Origin of the sequence: Streptomyces sp. NPDC060000 (assembly GCF_042737375.1) — a bacterium.
Taxonomy (GTDB): domain Bacteria; phylum Actinomycetota; class Actinomycetes; order Streptomycetales; family Streptomycetaceae; genus Streptomyces.
The window spans coordinates 43,015-63,734 of the sequence record NZ_JBHWUU010000062.1 but is presented as its reverse complement, the minus strand read 5'-3'; the positions used below and the strand labels follow the sequence as shown (position 1 = coordinate 63,734).

Sequence of the window (20,720 nt, the reverse complement as noted above, 5' to 3'; positions counted from 1 at the left end):
GCCCCCACGAGGGGAGCGGGCCCACCGGCACTCGGCTGGGAATCAGCCGGCCGCGAGGATCTCGCGGGCCAGCTTCGCCGTCTCGGTCGGCGTCTTGCCGACCTTGACGCCGGCGGCCTCGAGGGCCTCCTTCTTCGCCTGGGCGGTGCCGGAGGAACCGGAGACGATGGCGCCGGCGTGGCCCATGGTCTTGCCCTCGGGCGCGGTGAAGCCCGCGACGTAGCCGACGACCGGCTTCTTCACGTTGTCCTTGATGAAGGCCGCGGCCCGCTCCTCGGCGTCGCCGCCGATCTCACCGATCATGACGATCAGGTCGGTGTCGGGGTCGGCCTCGAACGCGGCGAGCGCGTCGATGTGCGTCGTACCGATGATCGGGTCGCCACCGATGCCGACGGCGGACGAGAAGCCGATGTCACGCAGCTCGTACATCATCTGGTAGGTCAGCGTGCCGGACTTCGAGACCAGACCGATGCGGCCCGGCTTCGTGATGTCGCCCGGGATGATGCCGGCGTTCGACTGGCCCGGGGTGATGAGACCGGGGCAGTTCGGGCCGATGATCCGGGTCTTGTCACCCTTGGACCCGGCGTACGCGTAGAACGCGGCCGAGTCGTGCACCGCGATGCCCTCGGTGATGACGACGGCCAGCGGGATCTCCGCGTCGATCGCCTCGACGACGGCGGCCTTCGCGAAGGCCGGCGGCACGAAGAGGACGGACACGTTGGCGCCCGTCTTCTCGATCGCCTCGGCGACCGTGCCGAAGACCGGGATCTCGGTGCCGTCGATGTCGACGGACGTGCCCGCCTTACGGGGGTTCACGCCACCGACGATGTTGGAGCCGTCCGCCAGCATCAGCTTGGTGTGCTTCATGCCCGTGGCACCGGTCATGCCCTGGACGATGATCTTGCTGTCCTTGTTCAGGAAGATAGCCATGGCTGTTCTGTCCCTCTTCCCTTACTTCGCAGCCGCGAGCTCGGCGGCCTTGTCGGCCGCGCCGTCCATGGTGTCCACGCGCTGGACCAGCGGGTGGTTGGCGTCGGAGAGGATCTTGCGACCCAGCTCGGCGTTGTTGCCGTCGAGTCGGACGACCAGCGGCTTGGTGACTTCCTCGCCCTTGTCCGCGAGCAGCTGGAGCGCCTGGACGATGCCGTTGGCGACCTCGTCACAGGCGGTGATGCCACCGAAGACGTTGACGAAGACGGACTTGACGTCCGGGTCGCCGAGGATGATCTCCAGGCCGTTCGCCATGACGGCGGCGGAGGCACCGCCACCGATGTCGAGGAAGTTGGCGGGCTTGACCCCACCGTGCGCCTCACCGGCGTACGCGACGACGTCCAGGGTGCTCATGACGAGACCCGCGCCGTTGCCGATGATGCCGACCTCGCCGTCGAGCTTGACGTAGTTGAGGTTCTTCGCCTTCGCGGCGGCCTCGAGCGGGTTGGCCGAATCGTGGTCGACGAACTCCTCGTGTCCCGGCTGACGGAACTCGGCGTTCTCGTCCAGGGACACCTTGCCGTCGAGGGCGATGACGTCACCGGAGGCGACCTTCGCCAGCGGGTTGACCTCGACGAGGAGGGCGTCCTCCTCGATGAAGGTCTTCCACAGCGTCACGAGGACGTTGGCGACCTTGTCGGCGACCTCGGCCGGGAAGTTCGCGGCCTCGACGATCTCGCGGGCCTTCGCGGGGGTCACACCCTCGTTGGCGTCGATCGGCGTCTTGGCGACGGCCTCGGGGCGGTTCTCCGCCACCTCCTCGATCTCCATGCCGCCCTCGACGGACGCGATGGAGAGGAAGGTGCGGTTGGCACGGTCGAGGAGGAAGGAGACGTAGTACTCCTCCAGGATCTCCGGGGCCGTCTCGGCGATCATCACCTTGTGGACCGTGTGGCCCTTGATGTCCATGCCGAGGATGTTGGTGGCGTGCTCCACGGCCTCGTCGGCGGAGGCGGCGAGCTTGACGCCACCGGCCTTGCCACGCCCGCCGACCTTCACCTGGGCCTTGACGACGGACTTGCCACCGAGACGCTCAGTGGCTGCGCGGGCCGCCTCAGGCGTGTCGATGACTTCACCGGCCAGCACCGGTACATCGTGCTTGGCGAAGAGGTCCCTCGCCTGGTACTCGAACAGGTCCACGCGCTTCCGTCCCTATCAGTGATCTCGCGGTTCGTTGTCTGCGTGGGCGTGCCGCGAGGGCAACGTGACGTCCGCTTCGTCTGTCAGTCACAAGGGAGGCGCACACGGTGTCCGAGCGCGCGGCATGTCCGTCTCGCAGGTTATCGCTGCTTGCAGGAGGCCCCTAAATCGAGGGTCACACCTGAGCGGTGATACCTGTCACATGATGCCGGGCTCACTGGCACCCCGTGCCGGACGTGAGGCGGATATGAGGCGCACACGTGGCGGACGTGGGGCGGATATGGGGCGGACGTCGGGCGGACGTGGGGCGGATCCGAGGTCGGGGGGAAGGGCCTCACCGGGTTGGGGTTGGCCCGGTGAGGCCCCTGAACAGCCCCTTGAGGGCTCAGGGCGGACGATCCCCACCCCTCAATGGGAATCGCTCGACCCCTTCCATGAGGCTTCGGCCGGACAGACCGACGGCTTTCGGCCGTCCGGGGGCCTGGTACCTCATGGAGTCGACCGGTCAGCGCGGTACGCGCTGCCGAAGCAGGTGGTGCTGACGGACGGGGCTCAGGGGGTGCCGACGCTCGACGCCGGAACGGGAAGGGCTCCGGGCGGCATACGACCGGGCAGACCTGGCCCTGTGCACCTGTTCCGCCCCCGCGCCACATATCGGGGGCGGGGGAAGGCCGCCCGTCCCTAGCCGGGGAAGACCGGGATGTCGCGACGTCGGTCCCGCGTCGCGGTCTCGTCGGAGCGCACGGCGCCGCCGGGCATCAACCGCGTCGACACCCGGTGACGCGGAGTGACGGCATGCGCGTCACCGTGCCGCGACACACCGCCGTCGAGCACCGACACCCCGCCCAGCACGCCATCGGGGTCACCGGCGGGTGCGCGGCGCACAGGCCCGGGAGCGTGAACAGGAGCCTGACCGGCGCGGGCCGACGCGACGTGGTGACCGGCGTCGGCCGAACGCCCGGCGCCCATGCCCACCGGCCCGTACGTCGCCACACCCGCGCCCGCGCCCGCGCCCATCGCCGTCACGACCGCGGTGTCGAGGCCGGCGTCGGCGTCGGCGGCCCGCCGGTGACCGAGCCCGTGGCCATCCGGCACCGGGGTCACCCCGGAGCCCGGCGCGGGCGCCTCCACGACCGGCACCGGAAGCGTCCGCACGGGAGCCGACGGAAGAGCGGGAAGCGCCGGAAGGGCGGGGAGGGACGGCAGGTCAGGGAGACCGGCGAGTGCGGGCAGGTCGGGGAGGCCTGGCAGGTCGGAGAGTACGGGCACGTCGCGGAGGCCTGGCAGCTCGGTGAGGCCGGAGACGTCGTAAAGCTCAGCGCCGTCGGAAAGTTCGGGGAGGTCGGGGAGATCGGGCAGGTCCGAGCTGATCGGCAGCCTCGGCGACCGCGACGGCGGCAGGACGGGCGGCGGCACCTGCACCGAGGCCCGCTCCAGCTCATCGTCCATGCCCGAGCCCATGCTCGAGCCCGCGGTCGAGGTCGAGGTCGAGGTCGCAACCACGACCACGGCGCGATCACCGACCGGCGAACCCGAAGTCGCGCTCGTGACCTGGGCGGTCACCGCGACCGGTGCGGACGGGCCCTCCGCCGCATGCGCCTGTTCCCCACAGAGGAGCCCGAGCGTAAACAACCCGCCCACCAGGAGCACCAGTTGAAGCACACGCCGCCGCATCGCGCCGCGCAGGACGCGCGGAGCGGCGACAGGCAGGGCGGTGGGCCAGGTCAAGAGGGGAGCTTCCTCCCGTGCGGCGGCGACGTGCCCCGATCCTTGCATGTACGCCCCGCGTTGCGTCAGGCGGTGTCCGGCACGGGCAGCGGACGCTTCTCGATCGCCGCCGCCATCACCTCCGGGAACAGATCCGGGGTGCAGGCGAACGCCGGTGCGCCCAGCGCCGCGAGCGCGGCCGCGTGCTCCCGGTCGTAGGCGGGCGCCCCCTCGTCCGACAGCGCGAGCAGCGCGACGAACTGCACGCCCGACGCCTTCATCGCCGCGACCCGTTTGAGCATCTCGTCCCGTATGCCTCCCTCGTACAGGTCGCTGATGAGCACCACCACCGTCTCGGCGGGCCGGGTGATCCGCGACTGGCAGTACGCGAGCGCCCGGTTGATGTCCGTACCGCCGCCGAGCCGGGTGCCGAACAGGACGTCCACCGGGTCGTCGAGCCGGTCGGTGAGATCGGCGACCGCCGTGTCGAAGACGACGAGCCGGGTGCTGATCGGCCGCATCGACGCCAGCACCGCCCCGAAGACCGACGCGTACACCACCGACGACGCCATCGACCCCGACTGGTCGATGCAGAGGATCACCTCCTTCTTCACGGACCGCGACGCCCGCCCGTACCCGACGAGCCGCTCCGGCACGACCGTCCCGTACTCGGGCAGGTAGTGCTTGAGGTTGGCGGCGATCGTGCGGTTCCAGTCGATGTCCTGGTGACGCGGGCGGTTGACGCGCGTGCCGCGGTCGAGGGCGCCGGTGAGAACGGCCCGGGTGCGGGTCGCGAGCCGCTTCTCCAGGTCCTCGACGACCTTGCGGACCACGACGCGTGCCGTCTCCTTCGTCGTCTCCGGCATCGCCTTGTGGAGCGAGAGCAGCGTGCCGACGAGATGCACGTCGGCCTCCACCGCCTCCAGCATCTCCGGCTCCAGCAGCAGCGCGGACAGCCCGAGCCGTTCGATGGCGTCGCGCTGCATGACCTGCACGACGGAGGAGGGGAAGTAGGTGCGGATGTCCCCGAGCCAGCGGGCCACGGACGGCGCCGACGCCCCCAGCCCCGCCGAGCGGTCGCGTCCCGTCCGCGCCGCGCCCTCCTTCCCGTAGAGCGCGGTGAGCGCCCCGTCCATCGCGGCGTCCCGGCCGGAGAGCCCGTGGCCGGTTCCGTCGGCCGTGTCGCCCCCGAGCACCAGCCGCCAGCGCCGGAGCCGCTCCTGCCCGGCCTCGCTCGTCGCGGCCTCGGTCGACGCCGCGTCGGTCGTCGCGGCCTCGGTCGACGCCGCGTCGGTCGTCGTCATGTGCCTACCTCCGCAAACTTGTCGTCGTCGGCGGTGCCGGGATCCAGACCCAGCAGCAGCCGCACCACCGGCAGGACGGCGTCCGCGCGCCCCGCGTCGAGTCCGGCCGCGAACCCGGGTGTCCCGGAGTCCGCGCCCGGCCGGCCGCCCCGCGCCCCCGGACCGCGCCGGACCAGCTCGCCGAGCGTTCTGCGCACCCCCGCCTCGTACACCGAGAACGTCCGCCGCAGCAACGGCATGACGTCCGTGAACGCCTCCGCCGGCACCGCCGTGAGCCATCCGTCGACCAGCCCGAGCAGCCGTTCGTCGTGCACGAGGAGCTGTCCGCCCCCGGCGCCGCCTCCGACGAAGCCCTCGATCCAGGCGGCCGCGTCCGACGGCGGTGTCCCCGGCGACAGGGCGAGCCCCATGAGCCGCGCCGCCTCGTCCTGGTCCAGCTCCCCCTCGTCCAGCCGGAGCCGCACGGCACGCCCCCGGATCACACCCGGCACGCTGTCCCGCCCGGAGAGCACCCGCAGCACACTCCGCCAGCGCTCCCGCAGACCGCCCACCTGGCCCGCCCGACCCGTTCGTCCCGCCCGGACGGCCGTCTCAGCCCCGTCGGCCCGCTCCGGGGGCTCCGCCGTCTCCTCCAGCATCCCCACCGCGCCGTGCACCGCGTCCACATGGCGCCGCATCTCGTCCGCCGCGTCGGCGTCCAGCGAGGCGCAGGCCGGGGGGAGGCCGACGAAGACCCGTTCGGCGAGTCCCGCCGCCACTTCGGCCAGCGCTCCGGTGTCGGTGCCGCGTACGTCGCCGTAGCGGAGTGAACGGACGAGCGCGGGCAGGGCCTGGGCCAGGTGACCGACGTCCGTGTCGAGCGCCGCCCGGTCGGCGAGGATCCGCATCACCGTCGGAAGCGCGTCCGGCAGCCCGGCCAGAAGGCAGCGCTCGGCCAGCCCGGTCACCTCGGCGAGGCCGCGCGCGGCCTCCGCGTCCGCCTCCGCCTTGGCGGTGGCCGCGGCGAGCACGGTCGTCCCCCAGATCCCGGCCTCGGCGGTCCGCACCGACAGTTCCGGCTCCCACCGCAGCCGCCATGTCTCCCGGAACGTGCCCGTGCTGCCGGGCGAGGCGGCCGGCTCGCCCCACCGGACGCGCAGCAGCCGCAGCCGGTGCAGGAGCCTGCTGCGCCCGGCGTCGTTCTCCTTGCGCAGATCGAGCGCCAACTCGCGTTCCTCCGCCTCCGGTTTGAGCCGCAGCCGGCGCTGAAGCCGGTCGAGGTCGCGCTGCAACGGCACGGCGGGCGCACCGGCCGGCACCTCACCCAGCACGTCCCCGACCACCAGCCGGTCGCGCACCAGGGCCAGCGGAACGTCCGAACCCTCGCACAGCACCGCGCGCACGGCGTCGGTGGTCTCGCTGAGACCCGGCAGCGGCCGGCCGCGCACCGCGGCGAGCGTCTCGGCCAGCCGGACCGCCTCGATGACGTGCGCCGAGGACACGATCCGGTCCTCCGCACGCAGCAGCACCGCCACCTTCGTCAGCCAGCGCTCGACCGGCCGGTCCGGCGCGCCGAAGAGGTGGGCGTACCAGCCCGGCGAGTCGATGCCCGCGCCGTAGCCCCCGGCCCGGGCGAGCCTGCGGTGCGTCCACGGCACCCAGGTCAGGTCGGCCCTGACCTTGGGCAGCCCCTTGAGCAGCGCGCGGTCGGCGGCGACGGCTGCCTTCCGGCGCAGTGCGGGCACATGCCACGCCCCGCACACCACGGCCACCGCGTCCGACCCGAACTCCCGCTGCGCCACTCGCACTTGGATGCGCATGTACGCCTCACGCACGAGGTCCCGGTCGCCGACCTCCCCCCTCGCGTCGGTGTCGCACGCCTCCCTCAGCGCCCCCATGGCCTCCTCGATCGCGGCGAACGGCGCGAACGGATCATTCGATCCCGCCGACCGATGCTCGACGACGTCCTCCCACCAGCCCTCGGCGTCGTCATACCCGGCGACCGCGGCCAGCGCCCCGAGTGGATCCCCCCGCACCCCGTTCCCGACGCCCCCCTTCGCGTACTCCTGCTCCTTCCCGCCCCCCTCCTCGTGCTCCTTCTCCCTCTCGTGCTCGTTCGCGCGCCCGCTCTCGGTTTCCTCTCTCCCCCAGGCCAGGGTGTGGGTGGCCGGGAGGTCGATGAAGCGGGCCGGGACCCCGTGTTCCAGGGACCAGCGGAGCGCGACCCACTCGGGGGAGAACTCGGCGAGCGGCCAGAAGGCCGAACGGCCGGGCTCGTCGACGGCGTGGGCGAGCAGCGCGACCGGCGGTCGCATGTCCTCGTCGGCGGCCAGCGGGATCAGCGCGTCGGCCTCGGGCGGCCCCTCGATCAGTACGGTCCGTGGCCGGGCGGCATCCAGCGCCGCCCGTACCGCCCGCGCCGACCCCGGCCCGTGGTGACGCACCCCGAGCAGCAACGGCCACTCCGCCCCCGCGTCCCGGCCACCGCCCTCCTCGACGCCTGTCATCCCGTCCACCCGCGCCTGCGGGGCCACCTCGTGTCGTCGTCCACAGCCACCCTCCACGCTCCGCGGGCCCGCGCCCGCATCCCCTGGTTGCCGTTGGTTCCGCTGCTCCCGTTCACGCGCTCACCTCCCGGCAGGCCCGGTAGAAGTCCGTCCAGCCGGCCCGTTCACGGACGACCGCCTCCAGGTACTCCTGCCAGACGACCCGGTCGGCCGCCGGGTCGCGGACGACGGCGCCGAGGATGCCCGCGGCCACGTCCCCCGCCCGCAGCACACCGTCACCGAAGTGCGCGGCCAGTGCGAGCCCACCGGTGACGACGGAGATGGCCTCGGCGGTGGACAGCGTGCCGCTCGGCGACTTCACCTTGGTACGGCCGTCGGAGGTGACGCCTGCGCGCAGTTCCCGGAAGACCGTCACCACCCGGCGGATCTCGTCGATGCCGTCGGGTGCGGCCGGCAGGTCGAGGGAGCGCCCGATCTGGCCGACGCGCCGGGCGACGATGCCGACCTCGGCCTCGACGCTCTCCGGCAACGGCAGCACCACGGTGTTGAAGCGGCGGCGCAGGGCGCTGGACAGCTCGTTGACCCCGCGGTCGCGGTCGTTGGCCGTGGCGATGAGACTGAATCCGCGGACCGCCTGCACCTCCTGCCCCAGCTCCGGAATCGGCAGTGTCTTCTCCGACAGGATGGTGATGAGGGCGTCCTGCACGTCGGCCGGAATACGGGTCAGTTCCTCCACCCGTACCGTCGCCCCCTCCGCCATGGCCCGCATGACGGGGCTGGGCACCAGCGCGTCCCTGCTCGGCCCGTTCGCGAGCAGCTGCGCGTAGTTCCAGCCGTAACGGATCGCCTCCTCCGGTGTGCCCGCGGTGCCCTGCACCAGCAGCGTCGAGTCACCGCTGACGGCCGCAGCCAGGTGCTCGGAGACCCAGGTCTTGGCGGTGCCCGGGACGCCGAGCAGGAGCAGGGCGCGGTCGGTGGCGAGGGTGGACACGGCGACCTCGACGATGCGGCGCGGGCCCACGTACTTCGGCGAGATCGCCGTGCCGTCCGGCAGGACGCCGCCGAGAAGATAGGTGGCGACGGCCCACGGTGACAGCTTCCAGCGGGCCGGGCGCGGGCGGTCGTCCTGCGCGGCCAGCGCGGCGAGTTCGTCGGCGAAGGCATCCTCGGCGTGCGGGCGCAACGCCTCCGCCGACGCCTTCCCACTCGGTTGCGCGGACGTTGGTTCTACGGACACGGACATGGCTGAGGCCCCCTCCAGCTCGGCCGGTTCGGCATCTGGTGTCCACCGTGCACCACCCCACTGACAATGCGATCCGACCTGCGGAAACGTCCTCGCGACCGGAGACGCCGGACCGATTGTCAGTGGGAGGATCTACCTTCGATGACATGACTCAGCAGGGGGTGCGCTGGACCGCGGACCAGGTGCTGGCACTGGCGCCTGACTCCACGTCGCGCAAAGCGGGAAGCAAACTCGGCACGGCCGATCCGTGGTCCGGGACGGGCAGTTCGCCGGAGGGGGCGGTGTGGGGTCTGTGCGAGGGCAGCGGAAGCCTGCCGTACCGGACGGTCGTCGACACCGCCGGCGGAACCGGTCCGGCGTACAGGTGCACCTGTCCGAGCCGCAGGTTCCCGTGCAAGCACGCGCTCGGGCTGCTGCTGCTCTGGTCCGGCGGCGAGGGGGCGATGCCGGCGGGGCGGGCGCCGGACTGGGCCGAGCAGTGGATCGCGGGGCGCAGGCGTACGCAGGAGGAACGGGAGGCGGGCCCCGCGGGTTCCGTGGGCGGCCCCGCCGATCCGGAGGGGGCGCGCCGCCGGGCGGAGCGGCGCGCAGAGCGGATCACCTCGGGGGCGACGGAACTGGAGGAGCGGCTCACCGATCTGCTGCGCTCCGGCCTGGCCACGGCCGAGCAGTCGGGGTACGGGCTGTGGGAGGAGACGGCGGCCCGCATGGTCGACGCGCAGGCGCCCGGACTGGCCGCACGGGTGAGGGAGTTGGGCTCGGTTCCGGCGTCGGGACCGGACTGGCCGGTGCGGCTGCTGGAGGAGTGCGCGCTGCTCCACCTGCTCGACCAGGGCTGGCTGCACCGCGAGCTGCTGCCGGACGCCCTGGCGGTGACGGTCCGAGCCCGCGTGGGTCTCCCCTCCTCGCCGGTGGGTCCGCCGGTCCGGGACCACTGGCTGGTGCTCGCCCAGTACGACAGGCAGGACCCGAAACTGACGACCCGCCGCATCTGGCTGTACGGCACCACCTCGGGCCGGACCGCACTCCTCCTCTCCTACGGCGCCGCGGGACGCGCACCGGAAATCACGCTGCCCGTCGGCCTCGTCCTGGACGCCGAACTGTCCGCGTACGCGGGCGCCGGACAGCAACGGGCGGCACTCGGCGAGCAGTTCGCCCCGCCTGCCCCCACCGGAACCCGGCCTCCGGGCACGACCACGACCGAGGCGACCGCCCGCTACGGCGAGATCCTGCGCCACGACCCCTGGCAGGACTCCGTACCCGTGACACTGAACGCCGTCATACCGACCCCGGACGGCGACTCCTGGCAACTGGCGGACGCCGAAGGCGACACGGCCCTGCCGCTCACCCCCGCGGCGCTCTCCCGCCCCGGCCTGTGGCGCCTGGTCGCGCTCTCGGGCGGTGCCCCCGTCAGAGTCTTCGGCGAGTGCGGCCACCGCGGCTTCACCCCGCTGACGGCCTGGCCGACGGGCGAGGGAGAGGCGGTCCGCCTGTGCTGAACGACCCTGCGGCAGCGACAGCGAGCAACAGCGAGCACAACAGCCGCGACCGCGGCCCCACCGACGACCACGACCTCGCCGGCGATCAGAACCCCACCTGCGACTGCCCACCGACGGCTACGGCCGCCGCGACGGCACAGAAGGGAGCCTCATGAACGCCACCTCACCCGTCCCCCCGCCGCCGGCCTGGGAGGAACTGGTCAGCACGGCCCTCCTCGGCACGGACCGCCGGACGCCTGCGGGAGCGGCCCCCGGTTGGACCGCGCCGAGCGCCCTGTTGGACGCGGCGGCCGCGGAGACCGTGCGCCGACGGGCCGGTCTGCGCCCGGGCCCGGCGGCCCCCCTCCTCGAGCCGGCCGCCGAGGACCCCCGCCCGGCGCTGCCGATCGCGGCGGCCCGGCGACTGAGCCTCCTCCTGGCCGACCGCCCCGGAGGCGGGGCAGGCGGCCGCAGAGGCACGGCCCCGGACCTCATGGAGCTGCTGCCGCAGTGGCTGACGGCGGTGAACGCCCGGGGGTTCGCCGCGCCTCCCGAGTCCCTCCCCGCGCTGCTCGACGCGGCACGCGGGCGTACGGATCTGCGCCTGGCGGCGCTGGAGTTCGCCGGACCGCGCGCCCTGTGGCTGGCCCGGCTGAACCCCGACTGGCGGTTCGCCCTGCGCGCGACACCCGGCGGCGGCACCGCGCTGCCGGGCCCCGCGGAGCGGCAGCGCGTGGAAACGCTCTGGCAGGAGGGCCTGTTCGCCGAGCGGGTCACCCTCCTGACGTCGATCCGCTTCCGCGATCCCGACGCGGCCCGTGAGCTGCTGTCCGCGACCTGGTCGACGGAGCGCGCCGAGGACCGGCTGATGTTCCTCGACTCGCTGCGCACGGGCCTCGGCGCACGGGACGAGCCCTTCCTGGAGCAGGCGCTTGCGGACCGGAGCCGCAATGTGCGGGCCACCGCCGCGGAGTTGCTCTCGGCACTGCCGGGTTCGGCGCTCGCCGCACGGATGGCGGTCCGGGCCGGCACCTGCGTGGCCGTCGACCACACCGGGGACACGCCGACGCTTGTGGTGGAGGCTCCGCACGAGTGCGACGCGGCCATGGAACGCGACGGAGTGTCGGCCAAGGCGCCGCCCGGCCGGGGCGAACGGTCCTGGTGGTTCGGTCAGCTGGTGGAGGCGGCCCCGCTCGCCACCTGGCAGGTGCGACTGGGCGGCCGTACTCCGGAACAGATAGTGGCGTTGCCGGTGGCCGACGACTGGCTGGGCGAACTGCACGCGGCGTGGTGCCGGGCCGCCGTACGGCAGCGCGACGCCGACTGGTCGCGGGCGCTGCTCGGGGCGCCGTCCTCGCCCGGCGCGGGCGGGCCGGGCGCGGTCTCCCTCGCCGAACGGGCCAAGCTGCTGGGCACGCTTCCGGTGGCCGAACGCGCCGGGTGGGTCGCCGGTTTCATCGCGGCCCACGGGCTCTCCGAGGCCTTCCAGCTACTCGGCGTCTGCGCCGTTCCGTGGGCCACCCCGCTCGGCCGTTCCGTCGTCGACGCGCTCAACATCGCCCGGGACGCGGGCAGTTACCCCTGGAGCTTCAGCGGCGTGATGGGCCTGGCCGAACGCTGTCTCGACCCCGCGGAGGCAACCCGGCTCGACGCCCTCCTGGCCGTCCCGGACGAACGGGAGGACGCCTCACCGGGCGCGGGCGGGTACTGGGCGGAGGCGTTCCAGCGCCTGGGAAGGACGCTGCGGCTGCGGGCGGTGATGGCAGAGGAACTCGAGCTGCCCCAGGGACGGCGCCGGGGAAGCTCCGGCCAGCACCCTCCAGCCCGTCCGGGGATGCCCCCGCTGGGGGAGTTCGAGGAAGGGGCCCCTTGATGGCCGAACGGGGCCCGGGTGGGCAGCGCCCCCAGTGGAGGCCACCCGAGCCTCCCGCACGACAACCGGTTCAACCGCCGGAGGCAGTCGGCTGGCGCACGTTCGCCCGGACCCAGTCCACGATCGAAGCGGTGGTCGCCCCCGGCGTGAAGATCTCCGCGACGCCCTTCTCCTTCAACGGCGCGATGTCCGCCTCCGGGATGATGCCCCCACCGAAGACCAGGATGTCCGCCGCGTCCCGCTCCTTCAGCAGCTCGATCACCGCGGCGAAGAGCGTGTTGTGGGCCCCGGACAGGATGGAAAGACCGATCGCGTCGGCGTCCTCCTGGATCGCGGTGCCGACGATCTGCTCGGGCGTCTGGTGGAGCCCGGTGTAGATGACTTCCATGCCGGCGTCGCGCAGTGCCCGCGCGATCACCTTGGCTCCGCGATCGTGACCGTCGAGCCCCGGCTTGGCCACCACCACGCGGATCGGACCGGCTGCCACACCCATCACTGCCTCCATGAAGCGACTACGTCCATCCTCAATGGCACGGACACCCCGTGCCAGACCGCCCGGGGAAGTGAACGAACGTTATCGCCACCATCCCGCAACCGGCAGTTTCGCGGTGTGGACCGAGGGGGAAATCACACGAAGGGACACGTTCACCGCGCACCGCTCCCCCTCGCCACGGGGGAACAGTCGCACCGGGAGCCGCACGAGGTCGCCGTACCGTCGCGCCACAGGCCGCTGGCGTGGCGGTACGGCGCATCGGAAGGCACGATGGGCATGTAGGACAGGTAAGGCACGACAGCGGGAGCCTCGTCGCCACACCGGCGGGAATCCTTGCCGTCAGCGGTGTAACGGGTGTCACACAAGCCGTACACACCCCGCACTCCGGCCGCACCCGCCCCACTCCCTGCCGTGCCCGATCGACCTCCTCCACCGCGACTTCCACGAGGGCACACGGGGGGACAGAGACGTCCTCAGCGTGCCGACAGGAGGTCGGCCATGATGGTCACCCGGGCACTTCAGCCCTTCCTTCCGTTGTGTCAGCGACTGTTGCCGGACATGCGGACCCTTCCGGGCATCCTGAACCTCTCAAGCCTCCCGAGCCTGCCGAACCTCCCAGGCCTCCCCCGCCTTCCCGGGCTTCCCGGGCTTCCCGGGCTTCCGAGCAGACTGGCCGGACTCTCCCTGACGCTCCTCAAGGCGACCGCGCTGGACCTCGCGATCCTCGCCGGACATCTGCTCCTCTACCCCTCCGGCATCGCCCAGGAGCGCCGCGCCGCGGTCCGCCCGGCGCTGCCCGGGGCGGCCACCGCCGAGGACCCGCCCCAGCTGCCGACCCAGGCCCCGCCCCCGGTCGTCCTGCTCCACGGGTTCATCGACAACCGTTCCGTTTTCGTCCTGCTGCGCCGGAGCCTGGCCCAGCACGGCAGGCACCGGATGGAGTCGCTCAACTACTCACCGCTGACCTGCGACATCCGCACGGCCGCGGAACTGCTCGGCCGGCACATAGAGGAGATCTGTGAGCGCACCGGCAGCCCGCAGGTCGACGTGGTCGGACACAGCCTGGGCGGCCTCATCGCCCGCTACTACGTGCAGCGGCTGGGCGGCGACGGCCGCGTCCGGATACTCGTCACGCTCGGCACCCCGCACTCCGGCACGCGGGTGGCCCCGCTCGCGAACGCGCACCCGATCGTGCGCCAGATGCGCCCCGGCTCCGAGGTGATCGAGGAGCTCTCCAGGCCGGCGCCGGGCTGCCGTACGCAATTCGTCAGCTTCTGGAGCGACCTCGACCACCTCATGGACCCGCTCGAGAGCGCCTGCGTCGACCATCCCGACCTGTCGGCGCAGAACGTCCGGGTGACCGGGATCGGCCACCTCGCCCTGCCCGTGCACCCGGCCGTCGCCACCGGCATCCGGCAGGCCCTCGACACTGCCCACCCGGACGCACCCTCCGACGCACGGGCCGGCACCCGCCCGGGCAGCCCCCGTACCGGCACTCAGACCGACGGCCTGACCGTCGCCTGACCGTCGGCGTCACCGTCGGCTTCACCGTGGCCTGACCGACCGTCGCCTGACCGTCGGCCCGACCGCGCCCCCGACAGGGCCTCGACAGGCGTCCGACGACTCACGGACGGCCGGTCGACAGCCGCTCGAAATGGAACGCTATTCGAACGTAAGGCCAAACCCGCGCCCGCCGTCCCCCGAAACACGGCCGAATGCCCCTTTCCCCCAGGCATGAAACCTGCAGAAGATTGTCGTGCCCGCGTACTGCCGGGTACAGTCGCCGCACTGCTCTGGCAGCCCCTGTTGTCGGCGAAAGAGAAGTTGGTGAACGACCGTCACCCGTCGGGGATCATGACCACCCCGACCCCGGCTTCCGACGCCGCTTCGGCGCACTACACGTCGTACGGGACCCAGGAAGCCTCGTGCGACGGCTTCACCACGTACCACGGGTACGAGACCGGCGCGTTCGACGCGGTCGCGCACACCACCGGGCACTTCACGCCGGCCGACCCGCTCTTCGGTGAACTCCCGGGCGACGGCACGGCCCTCGCCGCCGGCACGTACGACACCACCCAGTGGGACGCCGACGGTCACCAGACGCAGGACACCGGCAGTCACCAGACTTTGAATTACGACGGGTACGCGGCCCAGCACCACGCCGCCGCCTACGACACGGGCGCGTACGACGCCTCCGCCTGGTCGGCCGATCACCACCAGCAGCTGTCCGTCGTCCCGCAGCAGGGGACGGCACCGGATGCCAGCGGCCAGTGGGACGCGAGCGCCTGGCTGCAGCCCGACCAGTCCGCGAGCCCCGCCGACCGGACCCAGCAGTGGGAATGGGGCACGCAGGCCTTCGACACCGGCGCGTACGACGCCACGCAGTGGAACTCCGACGGCGGCGAGGCCACCCGGCAGACCGCCGAAGAGTACGAGCAGCAGGCCGAGGTCCCGTTCGACCAGCAGGCCACCGCCACCTTCGAGCAGGTCGGGTACGACGAACACGCCCCCGCCGAGGGTGAGTTGCCCGACGACGCCCCGTTGCCCCTCCTGGACGACCAGGAGGAGACCGCGCCGGCCCCGGCCTTCGCCCCGGGTGGGCGGGCGGCCGCCCGCAACGCCAACCGTTCCCGGCGCCGGATCCCCGCGAAGCGCTCCGCCCTGCTGACGGTGGCCGTGCCCTCGGCCTGTGTGATGGGGGTCGCGGGCATCGCCGCAGCCTCGGTCGGCACGCTGACCGGCGGCGACGACAAGGACACGACGGCGTCCGCCTCGGACGCGCAGGCCGTGAAACCGTCCGCCGCCAACAACAAGCTGGACGCCCAGCTCGAGACCCTCAGCGCCGGCGCCGACGACTTCGCCGACCGGGCCAGCCGCACGCAGGAACGTATCGACCTCAAGACGCAGCAGGAGGCCGAGCAGAAGAAGGCGGCGGCCGAGGCGGCCCGCAAGGAGCGGCTGCGCCCCAAGTACGCACTGCCGGTCGCGCAGCGCGGCCTCAGCGCCTACTTCGGCCAGGCCGGCATCAACTGGATGTCCCAGCACACCGGTATCGACTTCCCGGTGTCCTACGGCACGACCGTGATGTCGGCGACCGACGGCACCGTACGGACGCAGTGGAACAGCGCCTACGGAAACATGCTGATCATCACCGCGAAGGACGGCACGGAGACCTGGTACTGCCACCTCTCCAGCTACCGGGTGTCCTCCGGTACGACCGTCAAGGCAGGCGACCCGGTCGCGTACTCCGGGAATTCCGGCAACTCCACCGGTCCGCACCTGCACTTCGAGGTCCGGCCCGCGGGAGGCTCCGCGATCGACCCGCTGCCGTGGCTGCGCAGTCACGGGCTCAACCCGACGTAAGGCCCACGTCACGTAAGCCGGCGTAAGCGCTCGTCGCGCCCCGAGCCCCCGCTGTCGCAGCGGGGGCTCACTCGTGCGTCAGAGCTTCTCGACCGGCGCGTACCGCAGCAGCAGCCGCTTCGGTTTGACGTCGCCGAAGTCGACCGTGGCCTCCGCGTTCGCGCCCGTGCCCTTCACGCCGACGACCGTGCCGAGCCCGAACTGGTCATGGGTGACCCGGTCCCCGACGGCCAGCGCGACCACCGGTTTCTCGGCGCTGCGGCGTGTCGCGAAGCCGGAGGCGCCCGCGGCCGAGGACCGCGAGCGGGACGAGGACAGCGAGGCCGCCACACCGGAGACGGGCCCGGAGGACGCGGGCGCGGTCGCCCCCGTCCGCTTCCAGTCCACGTACGTCGGCGGGATCTCCTCCAGGAACCGGGAGGGCGGGTTGTAGGAAGGCTGCCCCCACGCGCTGCGCAGCGCGGACCGCGTCAGGTAGAGCCGCTCCCGCGCGCGTGTGATGCCGACGTAGGCCAGGCGGCGCTCCTCCTCGAGTTCCTTGGTCTGGCCGAGGGCGCGCATGTGCGGGAAGACGCCGTCCTCCATGCCGGTGAGGAAGACGACCGGGAACTCGAGGCCCTTGGCGGTGTGCAGGGTCATCAGGGTGATGACTCCCGAACCGTCCTCCTCGTCGGGGATCTGGTCGGAGTCGGCTACCAGGGCGACCCGCTCCAGGAAGGCGGAGAGCCCGACCGGCGCCGTGGCCTCGCCCTCCGCCTCGCCGGTCTCCTGCTCGAACTCCAGGGCCACGGCGGCGAGTTCCTGGAGGTTCTCGATACGGGTCTCGTCCTGAGGGTCGGTGGAGGCCTGCAACTCGGCGAGGTAGCCGGTGCGCTCGAGCACCGCCTCCAGGACCGTCGCCGGAGCGGCTCCCGACTCGACGATCGTGCGGAGCTCCTCCATCAGCGCGTTGAACCGCTTCACGGCGTTCGTCGACCGTGAGGCCATGCCGTAGGCCTCGTCGACCCGCTTCAGGGCCTGCGGGAAGCTGATCTTCTCCCGCTGGGAGAGGGCGTCGATCATCGCCTCGGCGCGGTCGCCGATGCCCCGCTTGGGCACGTTGAGGATCCGGCGCAGTGGCACCGAGTCCTCCGGGTTGGCCAGCACGCGCAGGTAGGCCAGGACGTCCCGGACCTCCTTGCGCTCGTAGAAGCGGACCCCGCCGACGACCTTGTAGGGCAGTCCGACGCGGATGAAGATCTCTTCGAAGACACGGGACTGGGCGTTGGTGCGGTAGAAGACGGCGACGTCGCCCGCCTTCGCGTCGCCCGCGTCCGTCAGCCGGTCTATCTCGTCGGCGACGAACTGCGCCTCGTCGTGCTCGGTGTCGGCGACGTAGCCGGTGATGCGCGCGCCCGCGCCCGCGTTGGTCCACAGGTTCTTGGGGCGGCGGGACTCGTTGCGCTCGATGACCGCGTTGGCGGCGGACAGGATCGTCTGCGTGGAGCGGTAGTTCTGCTCCAGCAGGATCGTCGTCGCGTCCGGGTAGTCCTCCTCGAACTGGAGGATGTTGCGGATCGTCGCGCCCCGGAAGGCGTAGATCGACTGGTCGGCGTCACCGACGACGCAGAGCTCGGCCGGCGGCACGTCGTACTCGCCCGAGGGTACGTCGACGGGGTGCTCGGAGCTGCCGACCAGCTCGCGCACGAGGGCGTACTGGGCGTGGTTGGTGTCCTGGTACTCGTCGACCAGGACATGGCGGAACCGGCGGCGGTAGTGCTCGGCGACGTCGGGGAAGGCGCGCAGCAGGTTGACCGTGGTCATGATCAGGTCGTCGAAGTCGAGGGCGTTCGCCTCCCGCAGCCGCGACTGGTACATCGCGTAGGCCTGGGCGAGGGTCTTCTCGAAACCGTCGGTGGCCTGCGCGGCGAAGTCCTCCTCGTCGATCAGCTCGTTCTTCAGGTTGCTGATCTTGGCGCTGAAGGACTTGGGCGGGTAGCGCTTGGGGTCGAGATCCAGGTCGCGGCAGACCAGGGCCATGAGGCGCTTGGAGTCGGCGGCGTCGTAGATCGAGAAGGACGACGTGAAGCCGAGCCTCTTGCTCTCGCGGCGCAGGATGCGCACGCACGCGCTGTGGAAGGTCATCACCCACATCGCGTTCGCGCGCGGGCCGACGAGCTGCTCGACGCGTTCCTTCATCTCGCCCGCGGCCTTGTTGGTGAAGGTGATCGCGAGGATCTGCCCCGGGTGCACGTGCCGCTCGGCGAGGAGGTGGGCGATGCGGTGGGTGAGCACGCGCGTCTTGCCGGAGCCGGCGCCGGCCACGATGAGCAGCGGGGTGCCCGCGTGGGCGACGGCCGCGCGCTGGTTGTCGTTCAGCCCCTCCAGGAGTGCGGCCGCGTCCAGGACGGGGCGCGGGGCGCCGTCGCGGTAGTGGGTGTCCCGGTCCGGAGGCATGTCGAACTTCCCGCCGAACAGATCGTCCGGAACCGACTCCGGTCCGTGATCGTCCTCGGGCGGTGGCGGGGGTTCCTCCTCATGGGCGCGGGGGCCCTGGAGGTTCGCCAGGAAGCTGTCGTCAAAGAGGCTGCTCATCGCCCTCCGAGTCTAGGGGGCGCCACTGACAACCGGCCGCCGTCCCGGAACATCTCCCGCCCTCACCCTCCGGGAGACCCTTGTCACCATCCGCGACCAGTACGCCCGCGACGCGGAAACCTGGTCTTAGGTCACGAAAATGTATCGGGCATATCGCCCAGCAACCTTCACACGGGCCACACGAGTTGGCTACCGTGCCGAACAGGTCGTACGCCCCCCGACCGGCGAACCCCGCCGGCCCGTACGGCCTCCGCCGAGTCCGCCGCGTCCGCTCACGCCGGCCGGAACCGGGAACCCACCGAAACCCGGGGTGAATCGGCCCAACGCTCCTCCGGGGGCGGGCCGTAGGGCAACCCTTCCGATGTACCTGCCCGCGCCCTCCCCCAGCGCCCGAGCGGCCGGGGAGGGACCCCACCGCGTACCCGGTAGGCGGAGCGTTGGAAGGAGTCGCCTCCCTTGGCGTCGCAGCACCGCAAGCCGCGTTCCGCGGGCACGCGCGTGGCGGGCATACGCACCCCCGCCCTCGCCACCGCCGCCTTCACGTCCGTGGCCCTGCTCTCCCAGACGGCGAACGCCGCTGCGTCGGACGACGGCAGGCCGAGCCTGGAGGAGGTCGAGAAGAAGGTCGGCGACCTCTACCGTCAGGCGGAGTCGGCGACGGAGAAGTACAACGCAGCCAAGGAGAAGACGGCCAAGCAGCGCAAGCAGGCCGGCAGCCTCCTCGACGATGTCGCGCAGCGCACCCAGAAGCTCAACGAGGCGCGGGAGAATTCGGGTTCCCACGCCACGGCCCAGTACCGCACCGGCGCCTCCGCGCCCGACACGGCGGCCTTCCTGCTCGCGGACACCCCGCAGGACCACTTCGACCGGAACCAGCTGATGAGCCGGCTGACCGATCGCCAGAACGGCGCGGTCGACAGCTACGTCACCGAGCAGTCCGCGACGGCGAAACAGCGCCAGGAGGCCACCGAGAGCCTCGCGGGGCTCACCGACTCGCAGAACGGCCTCAGAACGGCCAAGGCCAGCGTCCAGAAGAAGCTCGGCGACGCGCGCGAGCTGCTGTCCCGGCTGACGGCCCAGGAGAAGGCACGCCTCGCGGCGATCGAGAAGCAGCGCCAGGAGGAGGCCGCGCGCCAGGCGGCGGAGCTCGCCCGGCAGCATGCGGCGGCGCGGGCCGCGGCCCAGCAGGAGAGCGGCGGCATCTCGGCGGTCACGGGGTCGAGCATGGGGTCGGTCACGGCGCCGAGCTTGGCGTCGGTCACGGGGTCGAGCACGGGGTCGGTCACGGCGCCGAGCATGGCGTCGGTCACGAGGTCGAGCATGGCGTCGGTCACGGCGCCGAGCATGGCGTCGGTCACGGCGCCGAGCATGGCGTCGGTCACGGCGCCGAGCATGGCGTCGGTCACGGGGTCGGGCACGGGGTCGAGCTTGGCGTCGGTCACGGGGTCGGGCACGGGGTCGAGCTTGGCGTCGGTCACGGGGTCGGGCATGGGGTCGGCATCGACCGGCACCTCCTCCGGGGACCTCTCGTACGCCACGAAGGCCGAGAAGGCGCTGGCCTTCGCCCGCGCGCAGATCGGCAAGCCGTACGTCTGGGGTGCGATGGGACCCGACTCCTACGACTGTTCGGGCCTCACCCAGGCCGCCTGGAAAGCCGCCGGCGTCACCCTCCCGCGCACCTCCTACGACCAGGTGAACGCGGGCACCACGGTCTCCCTCGCCGACGCCCGGCCCGGCGACCTGGTCTTCTTCTACGCCGACTTCAGCCACGTCGGCGTCTACATCGGCAACGGCATGATGATCCACGCCCCGAAGCCGGGCGCGTACGTCCGCGAGGAGTCGGTCCTGTACGACGGCGAGTCAGGCATCCACAGCGTGCTACGCCCGGCCTGAGGACACTGTAGGTCCGCATGTGAGTTGGCCTTTGTCCATCGACCTGTCCGAGGCTTGTCCGGTTGGACATGGCGATGAGAAGTCCACGGAGCCGGATTACGACCTCCTCCCCGACGACCCCGAGGACCCCACGAGCGACGCGAACTGGGAAGGGCGTAGATCTTCTGGAGGGAAGG

The 20,720-nt window shown here is 72.1% G+C and carries 13 protein-coding genes; 5 read left to right on the top strand and 8 right to left on the bottom strand.

Annotation, left to right across the window (positions count from 1 at the left end; genetic code table 11):
* Positions 1-42: 42 nt before the first annotated feature.
* The 6 genes from sucD to ACFWBB_RS29045 form a co-directional block, all read right to left on the bottom strand.
* Complete coding sequence (sucD, locus tag ACFWBB_RS29070; protein ID WP_328480150.1) at positions 43-930, bottom strand: succinate--CoA ligase subunit alpha; 888 nt, start codon at positions 928-930, stop codon at positions 43-45.
* 21 nt (positions 931-951) lie between these two features.
* Positions 952-2,130: an ADP-forming succinate--CoA ligase subunit beta gene (gene sucC / locus ACFWBB_RS29065; protein WP_385278217.1), complete on the bottom strand. Its 1,179-nt coding sequence runs from the start codon at positions 2,128-2,130 to the stop codon at positions 952-954.
* Positions 2,131-2,811: 681 nt separating this feature from the next.
* On the bottom strand, positions 2,812-3,858 hold the full coding sequence (locus ACFWBB_RS29060) for a hypothetical protein (protein ID WP_385278215.1): 1,047 nt from the start codon (positions 3,856-3,858) through the stop codon (positions 2,812-2,814).
* Between the two features lie 65 nt (positions 3,859-3,923).
* Positions 3,924-5,141: a VWA domain-containing protein gene (locus ACFWBB_RS29055; RefSeq protein ID WP_385278213.1), complete on the bottom strand. Its 1,218-nt coding sequence runs from the start codon at positions 5,139-5,141 to the stop codon at positions 3,924-3,926.
* A complete protein-coding gene (locus ACFWBB_RS29050) occupies positions 5,138-7,627 on the bottom strand; it encodes a DUF5682 family protein (RefSeq protein ID WP_385278211.1) in 2,490 nt (829 codons plus the stop codon). The genes ACFWBB_RS29055 and ACFWBB_RS29050 overlap by 4 nt, the downstream gene beginning before the upstream one ends.
* Positions 7,628-7,739: 112 nt before the next feature.
* A complete protein-coding gene (locus ACFWBB_RS29045) occupies positions 7,740-8,870 on the bottom strand; it encodes an AAA family ATPase (protein WP_385278209.1) in 1,131 nt (376 codons plus the stop codon).
* A 146-nt stretch (positions 8,871-9,016) separates the two neighbouring features.
* Here ACFWBB_RS29045 and ACFWBB_RS29040 point away from each other — a divergent pair, with 146 nt between their 5' ends.
* Together ACFWBB_RS29040 and ACFWBB_RS29035 are read left to right on the top strand one after the other, a co-directional pair.
* Entirely contained in the window at positions 9,017-10,369 is a 1,353-nt protein-coding gene (locus ACFWBB_RS29040) for an SWIM zinc finger family protein (RefSeq protein ID WP_385278207.1), read from the top strand.
* A gap of 151 nt (positions 10,370-10,520) precedes the next feature.
* Entirely contained in the window at positions 10,521-12,221 is a 1,701-nt protein-coding gene (locus ACFWBB_RS29035; RefSeq protein WP_385278205.1) for a DUF5691 domain-containing protein, read from the top strand.
* Positions 12,222-12,291: 70 nt separating this feature from the next.
* Here the strand turns inward: ACFWBB_RS29035 and ACFWBB_RS29030 are convergent, their stop codons facing one another.
* Positions 12,292-12,714, bottom strand: a complete 423-nt coding sequence (locus ACFWBB_RS29030; protein ID WP_385278203.1) for a cobalamin B12-binding domain-containing protein — start codon at positions 12,712-12,714, stop codon at positions 12,292-12,294.
* A 498-nt stretch (positions 12,715-13,212) separates the two neighbouring features.
* Here ACFWBB_RS29030 and ACFWBB_RS29025 point away from each other — a divergent pair, with 498 nt between their 5' ends.
* The gene (locus tag ACFWBB_RS29025) at positions 13,213-14,238 is read left to right on the top strand and encodes an esterase/lipase family protein (RefSeq protein ID WP_385278201.1); all 1,026 of its coding nucleotides are present in this window, start codon (positions 13,213-13,215) and stop codon (positions 14,236-14,238) included.
* Between the two features lie 330 nt (positions 14,239-14,568).
* The gene (locus ACFWBB_RS29020) at positions 14,569-16,077 is read left to right on the top strand and encodes a M23 family metallopeptidase (protein ID WP_385278226.1); all 1,509 of its coding nucleotides are present in this window, start codon (positions 14,569-14,571) and stop codon (positions 16,075-16,077) included.
* A 78-nt stretch (positions 16,078-16,155) separates the two neighbouring features.
* On the opposite strand, the gene pcrA is transcribed toward ACFWBB_RS29020, so the two are convergent.
* Positions 16,156-18,651: a DNA helicase PcrA gene (gene pcrA, locus ACFWBB_RS29015; RefSeq protein WP_385278199.1), complete on the bottom strand. Its 2,496-nt coding sequence runs from the start codon at positions 18,649-18,651 to the stop codon at positions 16,156-16,158.
* Positions 18,652-19,107: 456 nt separating this feature from the next.
* On the opposite strand from pcrA, the gene ACFWBB_RS29010 reads away from it, so the two are divergent.
* Positions 19,108-20,544, top strand: a complete 1,437-nt coding sequence (locus ACFWBB_RS29010) for an NlpC/P60 family protein (RefSeq protein WP_385278197.1) — start codon at positions 19,108-19,110, stop codon at positions 20,542-20,544.
* Positions 20,545-20,720 lie beyond the last annotated feature (176 nt).